Origin of the sequence: Noviherbaspirillum sedimenti, assembly GCF_003590835.1 — a bacterium.
Lineage (GTDB): Bacteria > Pseudomonadota > Gammaproteobacteria > Burkholderiales > Burkholderiaceae_D > Paucimonas > Paucimonas sedimenti.
In genome coordinates, this window is the sequence record NZ_QYUQ01000002.1 from 2,969,119 (window position 1) to 2,991,056 (window position 21,938).

General features: G+C 58.7%; 18 protein-coding genes and 1 pseudogene. 1 reads left to right on the forward strand and 18 read right to left on the reverse strand.

Features of this window, described 5'->3' with window-relative positions:
• Positions 1-22: 22 nt before the first annotated feature.
• Together D3878_RS13890 and D3878_RS13895 are read right to left on the reverse strand one after the other, a co-directional pair.
• The gene (locus D3878_RS13890) at positions 23-2,959 is read right to left on the reverse strand and encodes a UvrD-helicase domain-containing protein (RefSeq protein ID WP_119786032.1); all 2,937 of its coding nucleotides are present in this window, start codon (positions 2,957-2,959) and stop codon (positions 23-25) included.
• Positions 2,960-3,031: 72 nt separating this feature from the next.
• Entirely contained in the window at positions 3,032-5,812 is a 2,781-nt protein-coding gene (locus D3878_RS13895; protein WP_158592267.1) for a bifunctional diguanylate cyclase/phosphodiesterase, read from the reverse strand.
• A gap of 112 nt (positions 5,813-5,924) precedes the next feature.
• Between D3878_RS13895 and D3878_RS13900 the strand changes: the two are divergent.
• A pseudogene (locus D3878_RS13900) lies at positions 5,925-6,011 on the forward strand (IS5/IS1182 family transposase); the annotation flags it as partial.
• A gap of 83 nt (positions 6,012-6,094) precedes the next feature.
• Here D3878_RS13900 and D3878_RS13905 read toward each other — a convergent pair.
• The 16 genes from D3878_RS13905 to D3878_RS13975 form a co-directional block, all read right to left on the reverse strand.
• On the reverse strand, positions 6,095-6,592 hold the full coding sequence (locus D3878_RS13905) for a hypothetical protein (RefSeq protein ID WP_119786034.1): 498 nt from the start codon (positions 6,590-6,592) through the stop codon (positions 6,095-6,097).
• 140 nt (positions 6,593-6,732) lie between these two features.
• Complete coding sequence (locus D3878_RS13910; RefSeq protein WP_119787898.1) at positions 6,733-7,251, reverse strand: M48 metallopeptidase family protein; 519 nt, start codon at positions 7,249-7,251, stop codon at positions 6,733-6,735.
• A gap of 16 nt (positions 7,252-7,267) precedes the next feature.
• Positions 7,268-8,383 (reverse strand): alkene reductase, encoded by a 1,116-nt coding sequence (locus tag D3878_RS13915; RefSeq protein ID WP_119786035.1) that lies wholly within the window; start codon positions 8,381-8,383, stop codon positions 7,268-7,270.
• A 348-nt stretch (positions 8,384-8,731) separates the two neighbouring features.
• On the reverse strand, positions 8,732-9,598 hold the full coding sequence (locus tag D3878_RS13920; RefSeq protein WP_119786036.1) for an oxidoreductase: 867 nt from the start codon (positions 9,596-9,598) through the stop codon (positions 8,732-8,734).
• A gap of 195 nt (positions 9,599-9,793) precedes the next feature.
• Positions 9,794-11,020 (reverse strand): ABC transporter substrate-binding protein, encoded by a 1,227-nt coding sequence (locus D3878_RS13925; protein ID WP_119786037.1) that lies wholly within the window; start codon positions 11,018-11,020, stop codon positions 9,794-9,796.
• A gap of 158 nt (positions 11,021-11,178) precedes the next feature.
• Complete coding sequence (locus tag D3878_RS13930) at positions 11,179-11,913, reverse strand: TetR/AcrR family transcriptional regulator (RefSeq protein WP_119786038.1); 735 nt, start codon at positions 11,911-11,913, stop codon at positions 11,179-11,181.
• A gap of 143 nt (positions 11,914-12,056) precedes the next feature.
• Positions 12,057-12,836 (reverse strand): SDR family NAD(P)-dependent oxidoreductase, encoded by a 780-nt coding sequence (locus D3878_RS13935; RefSeq protein WP_119786039.1) that lies wholly within the window; start codon positions 12,834-12,836, stop codon positions 12,057-12,059.
• A gap of 258 nt (positions 12,837-13,094) precedes the next feature.
• Positions 13,095-14,024 (reverse strand): electron transfer flavoprotein subunit alpha/FixB family protein, encoded by a 930-nt coding sequence (locus D3878_RS13940; protein ID WP_119786040.1) that lies wholly within the window; start codon positions 14,022-14,024, stop codon positions 13,095-13,097.
• Positions 14,025-14,071: 47 nt separating this feature from the next.
• Positions 14,072-14,236 (reverse strand): hypothetical protein, encoded by a 165-nt coding sequence (locus D3878_RS23815; RefSeq protein WP_158592268.1) that lies wholly within the window; start codon positions 14,234-14,236, stop codon positions 14,072-14,074.
• Positions 14,237-14,266: 30 nt separating this feature from the next.
• Positions 14,267-15,016, reverse strand: coding sequence for an electron transfer flavoprotein subunit beta/FixA family protein (locus D3878_RS13945; RefSeq protein WP_119786041.1), 750 nt, complete (start codon positions 15,014-15,016; stop codon positions 14,267-14,269).
• A gap of 3 nt (positions 15,017-15,019) precedes the next feature.
• On the reverse strand, positions 15,020-15,676 hold the full coding sequence (locus D3878_RS13950) for a TetR/AcrR family transcriptional regulator (RefSeq protein WP_119786042.1): 657 nt from the start codon (positions 15,674-15,676) through the stop codon (positions 15,020-15,022).
• A gap of 85 nt (positions 15,677-15,761) precedes the next feature.
• The gene (gene lpdA / locus D3878_RS13955) at positions 15,762-17,174 is read right to left on the reverse strand and encodes a dihydrolipoyl dehydrogenase (RefSeq protein ID WP_119787899.1); all 1,413 of its coding nucleotides are present in this window, start codon (positions 17,172-17,174) and stop codon (positions 15,762-15,764) included.
• A 47-nt stretch (positions 17,175-17,221) separates the two neighbouring features.
• Positions 17,222-17,938, reverse strand: coding sequence for an ABC transporter ATP-binding protein (locus tag D3878_RS13960; protein WP_119786043.1), 717 nt, complete (start codon positions 17,936-17,938; stop codon positions 17,222-17,224).
• Complete coding sequence (locus tag D3878_RS13965) at positions 17,931-19,736, reverse strand: branched-chain amino acid ABC transporter ATP-binding protein/permease (protein ID WP_119787900.1); 1,806 nt, start codon at positions 19,734-19,736, stop codon at positions 17,931-17,933. The genes D3878_RS13960 and D3878_RS13965 overlap by 8 nt, the downstream gene beginning before the upstream one ends.
• Before the next feature lie 5 nt (positions 19,737-19,741).
• On the reverse strand, positions 19,742-20,626 hold the full coding sequence (locus D3878_RS13970; RefSeq protein ID WP_119786044.1) for a branched-chain amino acid ABC transporter permease: 885 nt from the start codon (positions 20,624-20,626) through the stop codon (positions 19,742-19,744).
• Positions 20,627-20,689: 63 nt separating this feature from the next.
• Complete coding sequence (locus tag D3878_RS13975) at positions 20,690-21,871, reverse strand: ABC transporter substrate-binding protein (RefSeq protein WP_119787901.1); 1,182 nt, start codon at positions 21,869-21,871, stop codon at positions 20,690-20,692.
• Between the last annotated feature and the right edge of the window lie 67 nt (positions 21,872-21,938).

Here is a 21,938-nt window from a genome sequence, read left to right on the forward strand (position 1 = left end):
CTCTGGAAGGCAAAACCCTCTCTCATCGCCTCTTCCGCGCTTCAATTTCCTTCCGCAGGCGTTCATGCGCGGCGCGCACTTCGGCCTCGCGCTGTTCCCGCTCGCGCTCTGCTGCTTGCCAGCGTGCAATGGCGCGCTCGCCGGCGATCGGCGTGCCGCGTTTCGGCAAGTCCGCCATCGCCAGATAGGCATCGACGCGCTCCCAGACGAAATCCCAGGCGAACTCGCCGATGAACGCCAGGTTCAGCGCCTGGTGGACCGGCACCCAGGCCTCGCCATCCTGCGTGCTGCGGCGCACCGACAGGTGCGGGTTGAACTGGTACCAGCCTTGCGCGATGCGCACGAACAGCGCCCGGTTATAGGCATAGTCGCGTTCCACTTCGTTGCGCGACAGGACGGCGGAAAGGTGCTGGCGCTTGTTGCGCTCCGGCTTGACGACATTCGCCGGCAGATGCTGCCACGCTTCCAGAACCGCGTGCGTCTCGAACGCGCCATACGGGCGCCGCTGCTTTTCCGTGAAGCGCGACTTGAACAATGCCCACAGCGTCTGGAACAGGAAATACTCTGACAGATGGCGGTCGATGCGCACCAGGCGTTCGCCGGTGTTGACGTCGATGCTGGCCGGCGCCAGCAACTCATAGAGCGCGGCGAACGGACCCCGCGCGAACTTCGCGTCGCGGAAGGCTTCGCGCATGGCCCAGTGCAGCGCGTTGCTGCCGAAGTGGTCGACCGCCTCGCGGTCGGCGCCGCGCTCCAGCAGCGCTTCGACCAGCGCCACATTGCCGGCGGCGGCGGCGGCCATCAGCGGCGTCTGGTTCATCGGCAGGCGGTGCTCGACGCCATGCCGGTCGCACTGCTGCAGGATGTCCTTGAAGTGGTTGGCAAAGTACGGCGTGTAGCTCTTGCGGCCCAGCGTCGCGCGCTGCTGCGGGAAGCTCCTCGCCACCTCGAATTTGGCTTCCTGAACCAGCCACGCGGCCAGTGCCGGCTCATCATGGCAGGCGGCGATTTCATACAGTTGCTGGCGCTGCTTGCTGCCGGGCGCCTGCTCGCGAAACACCTTGGCCAGCAACTCGGTGGTCTTTGCCTCGTCAAACACCGGCCACGGCGCCGGCGTCTGCCTGAGAATGTTGCGGCGAATCGCGTCGGCCTGTTCCTGCTTGCCCTGCAGGTCCAGCTTGCGCGCTTCCTTCTGCCAGTCTTCCAGAGTCGATTGTCCGGCGTCCACCTTCATCTGTCCGCCCGCGGCCAGATCGAGCAGCTCAAACAGCGGATGCGCAGTGTCGGATTCGACCAAGTACAGATTCTGGATGGCGCGCGTAAGTGCGACATAGAGCGCGTTGACGAAAAACTTGTAGACCTCCATCGACTTGTCGCTCTTGTCCTTGGCGCGGCGGTAGTCGAGCATGTCGGTCGCGAGATCCTGTTTGTCGACGCCGTCGACGATCTCGGTAAATTGCGCGCGGTGGTCGGACACGAAACGGTACAGCACGATGTTGTCGTATTCCAGCCCCTTGGCTTCATGGATGGAGAACAAAAGCGGCGTGCCGAAGTGCTTGCGCGCCTCCGCCTTGTCCTCGTCGCGCATGACCAGGACGGCGAAACGGGTCGACTGGCGAATCTTCTGGTCGAGTTCCTTCTTGACGCTGTCCTTGTCCGGCACCAGCGCCACCTGGCCGGCGCTGCCGCCGACTGCCTGCACCAGGAAGTTGCTTTCGCGGTCGATGGAGCCGAAGCGGCGCTGCTTGATCTTCAGCAGCTGGTTGGCGGCGCGGGTCGCTTCCGGGCCATTGCGGAAGTTGGCGGTGAGTACGCGCAGTTCCTGCCGCTGCGCCAGTTGCGGATCGCGCCAGAACAAGCTCTTGACGTGTCCCCATGAGAAAAAATTCGGATGCACGATCTGGTTGGAATCTCCGCACAGCAGGAAGTTGCCGGGCTTTTTCAGCGTTTTGAGCACCAGCGCCAGCTGGATGCTCGTGAGATCCTGCACTTCGTCGATGACCACGAAGTCGTAGCGAGGTGCGGCCAGCGCCTGCCACTCGTGTGCAACCAGGTTGAGGTCGAACAGTGTCGATTCGGCGAGCCAGGCGCGATATTTTTCAAACAGGTCGTAGAGCAGTTCGCGCTCATCGCCGAAATAGATCGACTGCCGCACACCGAGCGCCCGATAGGCGTCGCGCGACAGCACCCCGGCGGCGTCGGCGGTGATGACGCCGCGGATTTCCTCGAACGCCTGGTGGCCGTCGATGCCCTTGAACGCCTGCCGCATCCGGGCGAACCAGCCGGTGAAATCGCGCCAGAGCGCTTCCCGTCCGGTGGGGACGCGGATCGACTCGACGAACTCGCGGTAGGACAGGAACACGGCGTCCTGCCCTGCGTGTTCAAAGCCGTTCGCATAGTAGAGGTCGCGGGCATTCCGGGCCAGGTAGGCGGACTGGGTGACGTACAGCACCTCGCCTTCGGCATGTTTGAGCTTTTCCAGTGTCAACGCGGTCTTGCCGCTGCCGGCGCTGCCGACCACGATCAGCGGCGGCGGCTGGCGATAGATCGCTTCCTGCGCATCGTCGAACGAAATCGGTTTGTCGAGCAGGTGGACGGCACAACGCTCGGGATGCAGGTAGCGCATCGGCTGCGCCTCCCGCATTGCCTCGGCGGCACCGCAGTCGGGAATTTTCGATTCGTCGATGGCCGCGCCACGCAAGAAACGCGACTTGTCATAATTATGGTGCTCGATGACTTCCAGCATCAGCGCGCAAACCTCATCGCCATGGCGCACCAGCGAGAATAGCAGGCGGTCGGCGCCATCGAGTCTGGCGCGGTAGAACTTGCCGTGGGTCAGGTTGGCGAGTTTCTTGACCTGCGCGGCGCGAAAGTCTTCGCGAGCAATGGCTTCGGTCACCTTGTGGTAGGCGGCCTTGACGCGCGACGTGTCGAGACCGGCATATTCGAGGATTTTCATGAAAGAAAGAGGAAAAAGCGGGGCGGGTTGAATTGGACAATGCGTGTCTGCCAATTGTCCCATACCGGGACGCTAACGCATCTTGCCCGCCCCGGGGATATAAGCTGCGATATCGTCGGCCGCCATCGGCATGGCCACCTGCGCGCCTTGCACCACGTCGCATTGCAGGCTGCGCAGCAGGTGCAGGATGTGTTCGCTTTCGACGCCTTCGGCAATCGTCGTCAGATTCAGGCTGCGTGCCATCTGGATGATGGCACGCACGATCGCCGACTCTTCCATGTCGCTGCCGAGGTCGCGGATGAACGACTGGTCGATCTTCAGCTTGTCGACTGAAAAACGCTTGAGATAGGCGAGACTGGAATAGCCGGTGCCGAAATCGTCGATGGCGAGCTTTAGTCCCAGCGCCTTTAACCGCCGCACCGTCGCCAGCACCTGGTCGGAATCGTGGATCAGCACCGATTCAGTGAGCTCCAGCTCCAGCAGCGCCGGGTCCAGGCCCGATGCGGCAAGCGCCGCGCCGACGCTTTTTTCGAGTTCGCCGCGCTTGAACTGCACGGCCGACAGATTGACGGCAACCAGGAATTGCGGCAGGCCCGCGCGCTGCCAGGCGACTGCCTGCCGACACGCCTCGTGCAATACCCATTCGCCGATCGGGATGATCAGGCCGCAATCCTCGGCCGTCGGGATGAAGCTGCCGGCCGGCAGCATGCCCAGTTCCGGATGATTCCAGCGGATCAGCGCCTCGACACCGACCACCCGGCCGCTGGCCAGGCTGATCTGCGGCTGGTAATGCAGCACGAACTCGCCACGCTCCAGCGCCAGGCGCAAGCCATTGCGCATGTTCAGGTGCTCGCTGGCTTCGGCATTCATCTGCTCGGCGTAAAACCGGTAGGTATCGCGGCCGGCTTCCTTGGCGTGGTACATCGCTGTATCCGCTTTTTTCAGCAGCGTATTGAAGTCGCGGCCGTCGTCCGGATAAACGGCCACGCCCATCGACAGCGTGGCGAACAATTCCAGGCCATCGATATTGAACACCCGCGCCATGTTTTCCAACACCTTCTCCGCCACTTTGGCAATCGCCTCGTTGTCCGGCATGTCCGACAGCACAATCAGGAATTCGTCGCCACCCTGGCGGCTGATGGTTTCCGTTTCGCGCACGCTTTCGCGCAGGCGCGTCGCCACTGCCTTGAGCAGGGCGTCGCCGATCAGGTGGCCGAGCGAGTCATTGACCGATTTGAAACTGTCGAGATCGATGAACAGCAATGCCGCCTTGGCATGCGAACGGTCGCTGTACGCCATCGCCAGTTCCAGCCGATCCTTGGCCAGCAGGCGATTGGGCAGCTTGGTCAATGCATCGTGATAGGCCAGGAATTCGATATACGCCTCGGACACCTTGCTGTCGGTAATGTCCTGCGCGGTGCCGATCGCCATCAGGGCACGCCCTGCATCGTCGAACGTCATCTCCGCCCGCTGATGCGCCCAGCGCATGCCCTCGGCGGTTTCAAAACGGTGTTCGACGTCAAACGGCGCGCCGCGCAAGGCGGTCTGCCATGCATTGCTCACCAGTTCCCGGTCGTCCGGCAGCACGCAGTTGAGAACAAATTCCCGAGACAATGGCGTGCCGGCCGGGATGCCGAAAATCTTGTACGTCTGTGAGGACCAGGTCACCTTTGCGTCGGCGATATTGAGGGTCCAGCTGCCGATGTTTGCCACCGACTGCGCTTTTTTCAGCGTGCTTTCGCTTTCCTGCAGCGCTGCATGAAGCCGGTTGCGCTCAACCACCAGCCGGTTGAAGCTGTTGACCAGCCGCCCGGTTTCGTCATCTTGCGCCACCGGCAGCGGCGTCAAGGCATTGCCGTGTTCGGCCATGTGCCCGATCGCCTTTGCCGCGTCTTCCAGCGGGCGCAGATGGCGCGTGAAGATAAGGTGCAACAGCGCGGCAATGGCGACTGTCATCAGTAGCGCCGTCAGGTAGATTTCGCGCTGCAGCGTCTTGATCGGCGCAAACGCCGTCTTGGTCGCCACGCCGGTGATTACCATCCAGTCGGTCGTCTTCATGAAGCGGTTCACATTCAGTGCCTCGACGCCGTTGGAAACCACGGCAATGCCCGGCACCTCGATCCGCTCGCCCAGCCGGCGGTCCAGCAAAGGATTGAGGCCCTTCGCAGGCAGCTTCTGCATGATCCGTTTCTGGTTGTCGGCGAAGACGATCATGTTTGCCTTGGCCGACATCACCACGACCCGCACGATCATGCCGAGATTGAGGTTCTCGCGGAACTTGAACAGATTCGGGTCTAACGGCGAGATGCCCCCGGTCAGCACGCCGGCTGCAGCACCGGAAGCATCCCGCAACTGCATTGCGAACGGCACGACTGGCTGATTGGAAAAGCGGCCGATCACGGGCGTGCCGACATACGGCTTGTTTGTCGTCATGCTGGCGCGGAAATGCTCGCGGTCGCCGATGTAAGTGCCTACACGCCCCGGGCGTGGCGGATAATCGGCAATGATGGCGCCGTTTTTATCGGCCACCAGCAAGCCGTTCGGGAACAGCTCGCGCGACAGGCTGCGCTGTTCAAACAGGCGCTGGATTTTCGCCGGATCGGCCAGCATGGCCGGCGTGATTGCGGCTGCCGCCTGGCTGAGCAAATCCATGCGCAGCTGCAGCTCGCTGTCGAGGTCGGCGGTGACAAAGTCGGCCGTTGCCGACATTTGCGCGATCAATATTTTTTCAAGATCCGCCTGCAACACGGCAGACATGCGTACCGCGAAGCCCCAGATGGCAGCGACAATCACGATCAGCACCGCCACGAGCATGCGCATCTTCAGGCTTTTAGGGCCGAACGGCTTGGTCATTAAGCAATGTATTTTGTGCAAGACAGACGGCAATCTTAACATTCGATCCCGGTGTTCACGCACTTGAGATGAATGCTGACGATATTTAAGCAAATAGTGTCGCCTGTGCGGCCGGTTTCGCCGGCTGCTGGTGCGATAGGAGAAACGGGCGGATACCTATCTGACGATGCTGCACTTCGCGTGCGGCATCATTTCATAAGTTGTTAGAAAGGCGCGCAGCGACGCGCCGGGCCGCAGGCGTCCCCCTGTCATCGTCAAGAAAGAGAGCCTGATCAGCCAATTTCACCGCGGAATGTCGCCACAGAATATCTCATGATTTCCATCTGCCGGCGCCAGCCGTACACTGATGGCAAATGGGGTGGACCGCAGCCGGTCAAAGGACACGGGGACGCGTTGGCTAATCCGAACTGGCCCCTGGAATGCGCCGATGGCCTCCGGATCATTCACCGACTGAGCCAGGACGTTTTTGGTCAGAGCGTACTTCATTCCTGACTCCCCACCCTCGCAAGAACCTTCAAACAGATAGGAATAGAGATGGATTGGCCGCGACGTCTCCGACGGCACGCCGCTGATGGTCAACGTAATCCCTGTTTGGTCGCGGACCGGAACCAGGATGGCGCTGCCGATCTTTCCAGGGTTGTAGCGCGTGGCATCGAGCCGGGCGGTGATGGAATTCCTGACGCCATCTCTACTATCCCCTGCCGCCGCAGCGAGCGCACTGCAACAAAGCAGCCCCACCCCGACTCCCATGACCGCTGCAAAACCTGACTTGAACATCATGATGAACTCCTTCGGAATTCGGACGCCAGATGTCTTCCAGAGACTTTGCAAAAGTCTAAAAGTTGCGCGTGAAATTGGTACCCATGAAGACGCACATTGCGGGTGGTCAAACTACACGATTTCCAGCTAGCCGCTTGAGGCTATGCAGCCTCAGCCTGCCCGCCCCACAAAGCCCCTCCCGCCAGATCGATATGGGTCAAATACAAGCGCAGATCAAATTCGAACTGATGGTAATCCGGCTCCATGTGCTGGCAGAGCTTGTAAAACGCCTTGTCGTGCTCCTTCTCTTTCAAATGTGCCAGTTCATGCACGACGATCATCCGCAGGAACTCGATCGGCACGTTCCTGAATACGGAAGCGACGCGGATTTCATGCTTGGCCTTGAGCTTGCCGCCCTGCACCCTGGAGATGAAAGTGTGCGTTCCCAGCGCATGCTTGAGCACATGAATCTTGTTATCAAAACCCACCTTGCTGATCGGCTCCGCATTGCGCAGGAATGCGTTTTTCAGATCCTGCACGTATTGATACAGCGCCTTGTCGGTCCGAACTTCATGCGCCACCGCATATTTTTTTAGCAGCAGGCTCGCCAGTTTGTTTTCCGCGATGAGCCCCTGAACCTGTTTCTTCAAATCTTCGGGGTAAGCCGCCAGATATTTCATTTCTTGCTTCAAAATGTCATCGAACTGCTTGCGTCGCATCCAGTGCCGGATAATCAATATACCCCTCCGCCCCGCCGCCGTAGTAAGTCTGCGGATTGGGCGTATTGAGCTGCGCACCGCGCCTGAACCGTTCCACCAGGTCGGGGTTGGCCAGGAACAGCTGGCCGAATGCCGCGAGATCCGCCTGTCCCGCCTGCAGCACGGCGTTGGCCCGCGCCAGCGTATAGCCGCCCGCGACAATCAGCGTGCCCGGATAAAGCGGTCGGAAAAATCTGGCGGAAAGATCGGGCATCGCATGTTCGCCCTGGGGCTGGACAGGCTCGATCAGATGCAGGTAGGCCAGCTTGCGACTGGCAAGCGCACGCACGACATGGCTGAAGGTCTCTTGCGGGCGATTGTCGCACATGTCGTTGAAGCTGCCGCCCGGCGAGAGCCGCACGCCGACCCGCTCGCTGCCCCATACCTGCGCCACCGCGTCGACGACTTCGAGCAGCAGCCGCGCGCGGTTCTCCACGCTGCCGCCATACTGGTCGGTGCGCTGGTTGGTGCCGTCTTCCAGGAACTGGTCCAGCAGATAGCCGTTCGCGCCATGCACTTCGACGCCATCGAAGCCGGCCGCCCGGGCGTTCTTCGCGCCTTCCCGAAACCCTTCGACAATGGCCGGGATCTCGGCCGTTTCCAGGGCGCGCGGCACGGGAATGTCCTGCAAGCCCTGCGCGGTGTAGGTCTGCACGCCGCGCGGCGCGATGGCCGATGGCGCTATCGGTGATTCTCCGCCGCGAAAGTCGGGATGGGAAATGCGCCCCACATGCCACATCTGCAGAAAGATCAGCCCGCCTTTCTGGTGGACGGCATCCGTGACTTTTTGCCATTCTGCCACCTGGGCCTCGCTGTGAATGCCCGGCGTCGCAATGTAGCCTTGCCCGCCGGGACTCGACTGCGTTGCTTCGGTGATGATCAGGCCCGCCCCCGCACGCTGGCTATAGTAGGTGGCAGCCATGCTGGAAGGAATGTTGCCCTGCCCGGCCCGGCTCCGGGTCATGGGCGCCATCACCACGCGGTTCTTGAGCTGCAGCGGGCCCAGCTCGTAGGGCGAAAAAACATCGATGGCCTGGGCGGATTCTGGATTCATATGGCGCGGCTCCTGGTAGATGGCATGGGTCCGACATTGCGCAGAGTCACGCTGGCAATGAAAAGGAAAATATGAAAGTCTGATAAAGCGATCGCCGTTTGGTTCATTTGCTGCGGCCCATGTAAAAGCACCGAACGTGAATGATACACGTCCGGTGTCAGTCAGGTGATCAGACGCAGCCGCGCCGACTGAGGACTTAAGGCAGGGTGAAGTTCACACCCGACTTGCCGCCAGTGTTAAGGTCAACCGACGCGACCGATTTCGGCGTGAAGCCGAAGGCGGATGCTTCCACCGCATACTTGCCGGTGCCCGGCGTGGTGTTGGTTTGCCCAGCCCGCAGGCCGGGTTTCAGGCCGCTTCTGCCAGAGCCGGATAGTCGATGTAACCCGCCGGCCCGGGCACGTAGAAGGTTTGCGGATTGGGCGCATTGAGCGCCGCATTGGCCTTGAAGCGCTGCACCAGGTCCGGGTTGGCAATGTACATGCGGCCAAAGGCAACCGCATCGGCGCGGCCCGATCCCACGGCATCGATCGCCATGTCGCGGTCGTAGCCATTGTTGGCGATGTAGACACCCTTGAAAACCTGGCGCGCGCCGGCAAAATCAAAGCCGGACACGTCGCGCGCGCCGCCGGTGGCGCCGTGGATTTCGACGCCGTCGAACCCGGCGCGGATGGCGTTGGCGGCGCCGCGGCGGAATGCCTCGACCACGCCGGCGATTTCTTCCGTGCTCAAGGCCTGCGGCACCGGCAGTTCGACCTTGCCATTGCGCGTATAGGCCACACCCCTGGGCTGCACCGCCGAAGGCGCCACGGGCTGGGCGCCACCGGTCAGGTCGGGATGACTGACCCGCCCGGCATGCCAGATCTGCGCAACAATCTTCGATCCGGCATCATGGACAGCCTGGGTAATCTTTTTCCAGCCTTCGACCTGGGCGTCGGAATAGATCCCTGGCGTCGCCAGGTAGCCCTTGCCCAGCGGCGATACAGGTGTACCTTCCGTGATGATCAGTCCGGCATTGCTGCGCTGCCGATAGTATTCGATGTTTAATTCGCTGCCCGGTATATCGCCGGCTGCCTCATCGGCACGGCTGCGCGTCATCGGCGCCATCACGACGCGGTTGGCGACTTCGATGTCACCGATGCGCAAGCCTTGAAACAGCCTGGCCGCGGCGACTGCAACGGCGTTGGTGCCGGGATTTTTCAGGTGAGCATCCATGCGTGCTGGTCCATTCCTTACTTCGTTACAGGGTAACGGCAAATGCAATGAAACAAAACGGCTGGATTTCAAAAAATATTTTTATCCGTAAGTCCGTTCCACCGCGTCGTTGAATTCAGGGGATATCAACGACCACATCGGCCCCCTGCTTTTTGAAGGGAGCGCGATGCTTGAGTCAGGCATTCAATTGCTCGATTACTTCCAGAGCGCGCACTTCGATTCAGCTTTGTTCATGAACGCCTGTTGACCTGGAATCGTTTCGATGAGCTTGTAGTAGTCCCACGGATACTTCGATTCCTTGGGAGTCTTGACTTGCATCAGATAGAGGTCATGGACCATGCGACCGTCAGGGCGGATCACACCGTCCTTTGCATAGACGTCATTGACCTTGGTCGCTCTCATTTGCTCCAGCACTTTGTCGGCATCATCTGTCCCAATTGCCTTGACCGCCTTCAGGTAATGGGACACTGCCGAATAGTCTGACGCGTGTAGATTCCCAGGGAATTTTTTTGTTTTATCCCTGTAACGCTTAGTCCACTCGCGGGTCTCCTCGTTCATATCCCAATACCATGCGGAAGTCAGGTACATGCCTTGGGTTTTTTCGAGGCCCAGCGATTGAATATCGTGCTCAAAAATTAACATGCCAGCAAGTTTCATTGTTTTGTTAATGCCAAATTCACTGGCGCTTTTAATCGCATTGATGGTGTCGCCGCCACCAGATGCGAGACCAAGGATTTGCGCCTTGGAGGCCTGTGCCTGCAACAAAAATGAAGAGAAATCCGATGCAGAAAGTGGAAACTTGGTACTTCCAACTACCGTGCCGCCATGGCTCTTGACAACGTCGGAAGTGTCTTTTTCAAGCCCCGCACCAAAAACATAGTCTGCACTCAAGAAGTACCAACTTTTCCCACCCTGTTTGACGATCGCCGCGCCAGTTCCTCTTGCAAGAGCAACAGTGTCATAGGACCATGCCACTGTGTAAGCTGTACAGTCCTCGTTCGCTAGCCGTGGGCTTATCCCGCCAGTAGAGATAAAGGGTTTCTTCTTCTCCGCAGCGATCTTTGAAATTGCAAGTTGCGTGGAAGAATTTGCGCCGCCGATGATCAGGTCAACCCCTTGCTGGTCAAACCACTCACGCGCCTTGCTCGCTGCAACGTCTGTTTTGTTCAAATGATCTGCGACCACCAGCTCGATTTTCTTGCCGTTGATAGCACCGCCAAAGTCCCCAATCGCCAACTTGATGGCCTCAATAGATCCAGGCCCAGTGATGTCGGCGTATACACCTGACAAATCTGTGATTAAGCCGATCTTGATCGTGTCGCCGGATATTTGCGCAGACGCATTCCCTCCCTGCGCCAATGCGAATGCAGACGATATGGCAATGGCGACTGCCTTCAAGTTAGCTTTGCGTAACAATTTCATAATTTATCTCCTAGATTATTGTTTCGGCCATTAAATGTCTTACCTATTTTTCCCTGGCCTTAGAGGGAAACGTACTTAATTTAGTCACGACAAATAATTGCCGGATTAATAAACTGCACCACTCTATCGGCGGCACTGGGTATCACGATCAGTTCACCTTATTGCTTGTTACTTTTCGCATTCTTCCGTGGTTTGGTGGACGGCGGAACTCCTTCGAGTCCATAGCGGACAAACTTCATGTACGTTTCCGCGACGGAATTCTGCAGCGTCGGGACACCACCTTCTTCCTGCATATAGTTGCGGGCCAGATAGTCACGCGCGCCCATTAAAATGGGCACGATCACCGCCAATTCATGCGGCTCATAGCCCGGGAATTCACCATGCGTCTTGGATCGCATGAGGAAACGCATATAGTTGCTGAAAACCGTTTCCATATGGCGTTTATGGCCCTGCAGCGAGAACAAGTAGGCTTCGCTGAGTATCCGCGAGAACTTCGGTGCTATCTGTAAAAATGAAAAAAGCGCGCGGAATTGTTCATCTTCGAGTTCCGCAAAATTTTGGCCAGTGCCCAGCTTCCCCTTGATGTAGGCCAGCATATTCCGACCTACAGCCGGCATCACTTCATCCAGAATTTCCTGACGAGATTCGAAGTAATTGTAGAAAGTGCCCTGTGCGACGCCGGCCTTTTGGGTGATTAGGGCAATCGATGTATTTGCATAGCCCTTCTCGCCTACCACGTCCGCGGTGGCCGCCAGCAACGCCTCGCGAATCTGCTCTGATTTCTCAATACGTCGCTTGCCGCGCGGAGGTTTTTCAATCTGCTGCACTGGCTTTTTATCGTCCCCGGTTGCGGTCGAAATCTCGTCCCGAATTGCTGGCTTTTTCTGTCTCATCGTGAAAGCCTTTAAGTAGATATTGCTCGTCCATGACAGTAATCAAGCGCCGGTTAATTGTCTTGAAAATTCATGAAGACATACATTGCAACGGACATTGGCGGTGATTCGTCTTGATTTAATGAAGGCACGCGCGACCACCTTCAGGTTGGCTTGCGCAAGCCGCCATACATGTCCCAGGTACATCCAACCAACCAGCCGCCGTCAACCGGCAGGTTAACTCCGGTGATTGCGCTGGCGCCATCGGACAACAGAAAACAGACGGCAGCGGCCACCTCGGCGGGGAGAACCAGGCGTCCCAAGGGTGTGTTCTGCAAAGCGCCTGAAACTTCACGCTCACCGCGTCGTATCGCTTCTTCAAGCAGCGGCGTCAGGGTATAACCTGGAGCGACTGCGTTGACACGAATGCCTGAAGGCCCCCACTCCGCCGCAAGGCATTTCGTCATGCTGATAACTGCTGCTTTGGCCGGCGCGTAGGAGTGCAGGGGCATGGACGACAATCCCGCAATCGAGGAAATGTTCACGATCGCACCGCGCTTGCGAGCAAGCATCCCCTCAGAGAATGCAAGGGCGGCAATATAGGAACCGCGAAAGTCAACGTTCTGTATATGATCCCACTGGTCCATGCCAAATTCGGCGGGTGGCAATGGCTTTTGCGTAATGCCTGCACTATTGATCAATCCGTAGACGGGACCAACGTCTCGCTCTACTTCTCGCGCCAGGTTCCGGATGCTGCCTTCGTCAGCAGCATCAAAACCATATGCAACTGCACCAATGCTTGCAGCAATCTCTTGCGCCTTTTCTGTTTGCATATCGGCCAGGACTACGGTGTAGCCTTCCTTGGTGAGCAACTCTGCGCAACTTGCGCCGATGCCGCTGGCACCGCCAGTTACCACTACGACTTTTTGAGCGCCCTTGGTCATATTATGTCCCCACAGTTTTATTTTATAAATAATGACTCATGAACCACGGTTCATTTTAAATCAATTTAAACGCCAACATTCAGATTTTCAACGCAAAGAAATAGAGGGTTTAGATTATGAAAGTAGCCGACATGGGATCTGCCTTGCGAGGGGCGGTTGGCTTCCCACCCAGGAACAGCCCTTCTCACATTTGCGCAACTGCTCCCAGCATGACGAGCCGCAGAAACGACCTGCACTCTCGATTCAGCGGCAATCGGATTAGCCCAGCTCTCTCACCAGTACCGGCACGATGTCGAACAGGTCGCCGACGATGCCGTAATCGGCCACGCTGAAGATCGGCGCTTCCGCATCCTTGTTGATCGCAACAATCGTCTTCGAATCCTTCATGCCGGCCAAATGCTGGATCGCGCCGGAAATGCCCACGGCAATATACAGCTGGGGCGCGACGATCTTGCCGGTCTGCCCCACCTGCCAGTCATTGGGCACATAGCCCGCATCCACCGCTGCGCGCGAAGCGCCCATGGCGGCATTCAACTTGTCGGCCAGGGGTTCAAGGATCTTGAAGCTTTCGCCCGAGCCCATGCCGCGCCCACCCGAGACGATCACCTTGGCCGCGGTTAGTTCTGGCCGGTCGGACTTCGCCACTTCACGCGAGACGAAGGCCGACTTGCCGAAGTCGGCCACGGCAGGAATGGTCTCGACGGCGGCATTACCAGTGCTTGCTGCGGCATCAAAGCCGGTGGTGCGCACGGTGATCACCTTGATCGGATCGAGCGACTGCACGGTGGCAATCGCATTGCCGGCGTAGATCGGCCGCTCGAAGGTGTCGGGTGCATCGACCCTGGTGATTTCGGAAATCTGGCCGACATCCAGTCTGGCGGCCACGCGCGGGGCGATGTTCTTGCCATAGGCAGTCGCCGGGGCGAGGATGTGCGAGTAGTCCTTCGCCAGCGCCAGCACCTGCGCCGCGACATTCTCGGCCAGGCCATCGGCAAAATGCGCGACATCAGCCACCAGCACCTTACCGACACCCACCAGCTTCGTTGCGGCTTCGGCGGCAACGAAGCAGTTGTGGCCGACGATGAGGACGTGGACGTCACCGCCGCAGGCGGCGGCAGCGGTGACGGTGTGTGCAGTGCTGCTTTTCAGCGAAGCGTTATCGTGTTCGGCAATGACGAGTGCAGTCATGGTTTTCCTGACAAAATGATGGGCCTGAGCGGGGATGGCGTTATCGCTCAGGCTGCTTGTTGAATGGGACGTTCTTCGCAGGGACGGTCAACCGGCTCCCAGCCCAGTTGTTGCCGGATATGCGCCGCCTCGGGGAGCGGAGCATGGCTTTGCCTGCGGTTGGCAAGCCATTCCCTGATTTGCTCTTTGGTGGGCTGGTGAATGTTTTCCATGACAATGGTTCCTGTGCGGTTCGGATCGGGCTAAATGACCTTGGCTTCGTTCTTCAGCTTGGCCACGAGGGTCGCCACATCCGGCACGATGATGCCGGCCGAGCGCTTGGCCGGCTCGACCACTTTCAGGGTTTTCAACCTTGGCGCCACATCGACGTTGAGATCGGCCGGCTTGAGCACGTCCAGCGGCTTTTTCTTGGCTTTCATGATGTTGGGCAGGGTCACGTAGCGCGGCTCGTTCAGGCGCAGGTCGGTGGTGACGATGGCCGGCAGGGCCAGGGAGACGGTTTCCAGACCGCCATCGACTTCGCGGGTCACCACGGCGCGATCGCCTTCGATCACGACTTTCGAAGCAAAGGTGGCTTGCCCCCAGCCCAGCAGGGCGGCCAGCATCTGGCCAGTCTGGTTGCAGTCGTCATCGATGGCTTGCTTGCCGAGAATGATCAGTTGCGGCTGCTCGCGGTCGGCCAGGGCTTTCAAGAGTTTGGCCACCGCCAGCGGCTGCAGGTCGGCATCAGTCTCGACCAGGAGCGCGCGGTCGGCGCCGATGGCCATGGCGGTTCTCAATGTTTCCTGGCATTGCGTCACGCCGCAGGAAACGGCGATGACTTCAGTCGCCTTGCCGGCTTCCTTGAGGCGCATGGCTTCCTCGACGGCGATTTCATCGAAGGGATTCATCGACATCTTGACGTTGGCAGTATCGACGCCCGAACCATCGGACTTGACCCGCACCTTGACGTTATAGTCAACCACGCGCTTGACGGGAACTAAAATTTTCATGATTCATTCTTCCATCTTGATCTGGGACACGTCGGTGGGCAATGCAGGGAGAGGATTCGCGGCGATTGATCTGCACACCAACTGCGCCATCGCAAAGGCCAGCTGCTCATTGGTCCATACGCCCTCTTCCCGAAACCACTTGGGCACCCAATTGATTGCACCGTAAATCGTGAAGATCGCAAGCTTGGGATCACACGGAATGACACTGCCGTCACGTATTCCTTCGCGCACCAGTTCACGCAGCTGGCCTTCGTACATATCCCGCTTCTGAAAAATGATTTCCTTATGCTCCGGAAGCAGGGCATGCTCTTCAGTCAGAATGACGCAACGGCTCAGTTCGTGCAATGAAACATTCAGGTAGCCCTCAAGGGCCATCTGCAAACGTTCCAGGCCATTGCTTCCCGCCAGCTTCGCCTTTTCAAGACACTCGAAGGCGACACGCAGCGCTTCACTGAATGCCTCGAATAGCAAGGCATGTTTATTCGGATAGTAATGGTACAGCGCAGCCTTGGTCACACCCACGCTGTTGGCGATGTCGTCCAGGGATGTAGCATGAAACCCATTCTTGCTGAAAGCCGTGACAGCTTGCCGCAAAACCGCTTCGCGCTTCAGCTGATGCAATACCTTCCGGTTAGGTACTAAATTTTTCCAGGCAGTCACGCCTCATCTCCTAATTCAAGTCTTACATGCTATGCATGGTGTGCCCTCGACCAATCCGGCCAAGCAGCGGGTAACGAATGGTACATCATCCTTTTCTACCGATATACAGTTCTGTCAGCGTACCCTCGTATGCTTCGGCGGCAAAGGCAAAGGTCTCGGACAGTGACGGATGAGGATGAATCGTCAGTCCGACATCGCCGGGCTCGCACCCTGTCTCAATGGCCAGGGTCGCCTCGGCAATCAGATCGCCCGCATGCGGACCGACAATGCCTACTCCTAGCAGAGCCCGCGTCACCGGGTCGACCAGAATCTTGGTGACACCCTCATCCCGCCCCATCGTCAGGGAACGTCCGCTGGCCATCCAGGGGAAAGTGGCTTTTTCAAAAGCAATCCCATCCCGCTTGGCGGCCGTTTCATTCAAGCCGACCCATGCCACCTCCGGATCGGTATAAACCACAGAGGGAATGACTTTTGCGCTATTGGTGACATGCATCCCTGATGCAAGCTCGGCAGCAATCTTGGCTTCATATGAGGCTTTATGGGCCAGCATGGGATTTCCGACGACGTCACCGATCGCAAAAATGTGCGGCACATTCGTACGCTGGGCACTATCTACTTTGATGAAACCCTGGGCATCCACATTGACGCCCGCCTTGTCGGCATGCAGGCCATCGCCGTTCGGCCGGCGCCCTGCGGCGCTCAGGATCCGGTCATAGATCTGCGGCGATGGCGCCTTGGCGCCTTCAAAAACAACCTTGAAACCTTCTTGCAGTGTTTCTACCGCCTTGACACGCGTGCCCGTCATGATGGCCTTGAGCCGCGCGCCAAGCCGTTTTTCCAGGGGCCGCACGAGATCGCGGTCACATCCCGGCAGCAGTCCATCAGTCAGCTCGGCCACACTGACTTCCGAACCCAGGCTGGCATAGATGGAAGCCATTTCCAGGCCGATCACGCCACCGCCCAGCACCAGCAAGCGCTTTGGCAGGTCCTCGAGCGCAAGGGCGGAGGTGGAATCCATGATGCCAGGATGATCCGGCAGGAACGGCAGCCGCACTGGCCGGGAACCAACGGCGATTATTGCCTTATTGAAACGCACGCTTCCCTGACCGGCAACCTCCAGGATATTTGGGCCGGCAAATACACCCTCACCACTTAACACTTTGACGCCGCGCTTGCTCGCCAGGCCGGAAAGACCACCGGCGAGCTTGGAAACCACGGAATCCTTCCAGTCCCTTAAGCGATCGAGCTTGATCACCGGCTTGCCGAACTCGAGGCCGCGCTCATTCCATTCCGCCACTTCCTCGAGCAGTTTGGCTGCTTGCAGCAAGGCTTTTGACGGTATGCAACCGGCGTTCAGACAGACGCCGCCAAGTACATTGCGTTTTTCCACCAGGGCTACGGACATGCCCAGGTCGGCGGCGCGAAACGCGGCAGTGTAACCGCCTGGCCCGCCGCCGATCACGACCAGGTCGACGTTCAGATCTACACTCTGGTTCATTTGCATACTCACTTTCAATAATCTCTTCTATCGCAGATCCGGACAGTTCAGGAACCGCCAAGGTAGGCACTCGACAGGCCTGCAAGCCCGCCTTCCTGCAAGGTTTTACTGTCTCCCTCAAATGCCAACTGGCCGTGCTTGAGCACATAACCATAGTCAGCGACCTTCAGGGCCAGGTTTGCCATCTGCTCGCTGATCAATATCGCGCGCTCACCCACGCTGCAATATTCCTTGATGAACTCGAATATCTGGGTAACGATGATCGGGGCCAGTCCCAGCGAAGGCTCATCGAGTATCACCAGGCGCGGCGCATGCATGGTCGCCATGGAGAGGATCAGCATTTGCTGCTGTCCGCCGCTCAATGTTCCAGCTTTGGCATTCGCACGTTCCGCCAGTATCGGGAAATGTGCAAACACCGCATCGCGCGCCGCCTTGAAACTGCCCTGGGGCTTGCGGAAGTGCCAGGCCGTGATCAGGTTCTCGTCCACGGTGTGCTGATGCAGGATGCGGCGGCCCTCCATGGCATGCGCGACGCCCATGCGGGCGCGCTCGTGGGGCGGAATGCGCGTGATATCGCAGCCGTCCAGCAGAATCTGCCCGGAGCGCGGCCGGGTCACGCCCGAGATGGCACGCATCAGGGAAGACTTCCCGGCGCCGTTCGCGCCGATTAATGCGGTAATATGGCCAGGACGCGCCGTCAGTGAAACGCCCCGTACCGCCTCGATCGCCCCATAGGCAACTTGCAATTCACGAACCTCAAGCATGACAGGCCTCCTCAGTGCCCAGATAGGCCTCGATTACCGCGCTGTTAGAGCGCATCCCTTCCATATCACCTCTGTAAATCTCTTCTCCGGCCTCTAAGACGACCACTTCATTGACGAGCCCGGCCAGGAAGTCCATGTGGTGGTCAATCACCATGACTGCCACGCCGTTTTCGCGCGCCATGCGTATGAGCTTGATCAGCTGTTCGGCTTCCTGCTCCGAAAGCCCGGCGGCCGGTTCATCGAGCATGAGCAGGTCCGGATCGCTGGCCAATGCGCGTGCAACTTCGGCAAGGCGCTGAATGCCATACGGCAGGTCACCGATAATGTCGTCTGCATGCATTGCCAGTCCGGAGATATCCAGCAACGCATTCACCCGCCGCAAAAATTGCATCTCTTCGGCTTGCGCTGCCCCCGTGTTGAAAGCCGCACCGACGGCGCCATGCAGATACAAGCGGTTGGCGCCCATCAGGATATTCTCGCGAACGGTGAAACTTGGCACATTGCGCGGGTCCTGAAATGTCCGCGTGATGCCAGCCCGCGCAACACGGAACGATGGCCAGCCGCCGATATCCTCGTTATTGAACCAGATATGCCCGGAGGTCGGCTTGTAGATGCCGCTGATGACATTCACCAAAGTGCTCTTGCCAGAACCATTCGGGCCGACCAGCGCGGTAATCGTGCCCCGGCGCAGTTCAAGCGACACGCCCTTGAGGGCGCGCAAGCCGCCGAATTCCATGGTCACGTCCTGGATCCGGATCAGAGGCTCTGCCCGGCCTTGCACATCGCGGCGGGTCAAGGGTGTCGCGGCTTCCCTTCCCTGCCCCAGGTCCGACTGCTCGAACTTGCAGTAACGGGTCCTGGTTTTGAGTAGCCCCGCCAGGCCCTTTGGCAGCAAGGTAAAAACGCACACCAGGATCAGGCCGTAAGCCATGTACTGATAGTCGTTGAATGCCTGAAGCTTTTGCGGCAAATAGGTGAAGACAACGGCACCGAGGACCTGCCCGGTCAAGGAGCCGAGGCCGCCGACGATGGACATCACGAGCACCTCGACCGAGCGCATCATGCCGAAGCTCTCCGGCGTAAGGTAGCCCACCAGGGGCGCATAGAATGCGCCTGCCAGGCCGGCGATACCCCCACTGATGGCATAGGCGGCACGTTTCGTTGCGCTTTGCGAGATGCCCAGCGTTCCCGCTGCGATCTCGCTGACATGCACGGCGAAAAAGGCACGGCCGAAATGGCTTTTGACAAAATTGCGCAAGGCGAGCATCACGCCCAGCAGCGCTACCAGAATGATCCGGAAGTACCACACGGTGTCGATCGTCCAGCCGAACAGATTGAGGGTGCCGATTTGCGACGAGGGAATGCCACGCATCCCCATGATGCCTCCCGTTACCCCGCGCCATTCACGCGCAAGTTCATAGACAATCAGGCCAAAGGCGAGGGACATCATCGCGAGATAGAATTCACGCACCCTGCCGGCGGGAATCGCCAAAACATAACCCACCGCCGCAGTTGTGACGATGGACAGCACGAAAGCCAGAGGAAAGGGAATACCCCAGGTCTTCAGGACTGCGGCGCAAACATACGCGCCAATGGCAAAGAAACCCGCGTGACCCAGTGAAATTTGCCCCGTGATGCCAGTCAGAAGATTGATACTTTGAGCCAACAATATATTGATCAGGACGAAGCTCCACATTTGCACCGTGCCGATATCGGCGAAACTCGCGCCGATCGCAAATGCAAGAGCGAACGCGCCCAGCACCCACGTGTTCGTGATCAGTTCTACCAGTTTTTTCATGAAGATCACACCTTAACCGTTTCGCGTTTACCAAACAGGCCCTGCGGACGAATAGTCAATGCGCCGACCAGCAGAATGAATGCCACCATTTCGGCCGCAGCGGGTGAAACGTAGCCGCCGACCAGTTTTTCCATGATGCCCAGCGTGAGGCCGCCGACCAGCGCGCCCGCGGCGCTCCCCATGCCACCGACAACAGCGGCGACGAAGGACAGGATAAGCAGGTGCATGCCGAAATTCGGGTCAACCGTGCCCGAGACTTGCGAGACCAGAATGCCTGCGATCCCGGCGAGCAAGCCGCTGACCAGGAAAGACCCGATCACGACGCGGCGAACCGGTATACCCAGCAACGATGCCAGTTCACGGTCATGCGCCACCGCCATGACGCCGAAGCCCCAGATAGAACGGCGCAAAAACAATTCCATCAAACCGACGATGAGCACGCAGATGATGAAAACGGCGATGTACTGCACCGAGATATAGGCGCCAAATAACTCGACCGTATCTGCGCTACTGAAAAGAACATCCGGGAAGGCCACTGCCTGGGTGCCAAACAGCCAGCTGGCGAGTCCCTGCAGGAAAATCCCCACACCCAGCGTGGAAACAACCCAGCCCATGCTTCCAGGGAGCTTTCGCATCGGGCTGACTGCGATGAGTTCGACGATGAACAGGATCAGCGCCGCGGCAGCGAGTGCCACACCAATGGCGACCAGTATGCTTACCCCCTTGGAAACCAGCATTGCAGTGACCATGGCCGCAGCCATCATGACTGCCCCCTGACCGAAATTCAGGACCTTTGTCGTCCAAAATGTCAGATTGAGCCCGAGGGCAACCAGGGCATAGACCGCCCCGACACTCAGGCCGGAGACCACCATTTGAATGAAAAAATCCATACAGCACCTTCCACAATGATCAGGACAGCCGGACGGCTTTCGCCGGCCGGCTCAGTTACTTGCTCAGCGGGCAACCGGTTTCAGTTTTACCGCATTACCTTCCCGCTCATACTTGAACACACGCACGGCATCACTTTCAACGCCGTGGTGTTTGTCCTTCGAGAAGGAGTAGATGGCGTTGACGCCTTTGTAATCCTTGATGGATTCGATGCTGGCAATAATATCCTTGGGGTTGGTCGAGTTGGCGCGACGGATGCCCTCGAAGAGGATATTGGCAGCGTCATAGCCGTTCGAAACGGAAATCGCCATGAACAGTTGCGGACTCTGCGGATCGTTGCCCCACCAGCGGTCAACACCGTGCTTGGCCTTGTAAGCCTTGGCGAATTCGGCAGTCGCCTCACGCATCGGATTACTATATGCGCCGATCATGGTTCCCAGCGTGCCAATGGTGAGGTCGCCGGCGCCTTCCTGATAAGGCTGCCCCAGCGCGCCATTTGCCGCCACCAGCGGTGCCTTGACATTCAGGCGGGCCATGGTCCTGCGCAGCACGGCAAGGTCCTTGCCCAGGCCGATTGCAGCAATGACGTCGACATTGGCGCGGCTCAATCGCGCAACTTGCGCAGTCATGTCCTGGGCGCCCTGGTTATAGGAGTCGACCGCAACCGGCTTGCTGCCGCCGTTCTTCTCGATCGACTTGCCCAGATATTCAATGCCGGTCACGCCATAGGCAGTGCTTTCATGAATGACGCCAATGCGCTTGAAGTTCTTCGCCAGGTATTCGCCCATCGCGACCGACTCGACATCGTTTTGCAAGGCGAAAGAAAACACGTTCGGGCGCGGCTTAACACCGGGAACACCATCGGGATAGGTAATCACAGGCGTCTGGGCGATCGGGTTCATGTAGGGGCGGCCATCGGCCTGCACCATGTCGATCACCGCCAGCGTCGGACCGCTGCCAGCCGGCCCGATGATCCCGACGATGCTCTTGTCATCCAGAATGCGGCGCATGTTCTGTACTGCCCGATCCGGATTGAGCTGGTCATCGAGCAGCATGGCGATCTCGATTTTCTTACCGTTGATCCCGCCCTTGGCATTCCACTGCTCGACCGCGAGTTCGACCGCACGACGGTTACCTTCGCCAAATTCGTTGTAGGGACCGGTAAGCGCCGAGGTCATGCCGATCCTGATGGTATCTGCGGCAAACGCGACAGATGTCATCATCGCGGCAGCGGACATCGCTGCCATCAAGACTGCTTTTTTGGGATTGTTGCGCCAGTTCATGGTTTTTGTCTCCTTGGTTTATAGTTACATT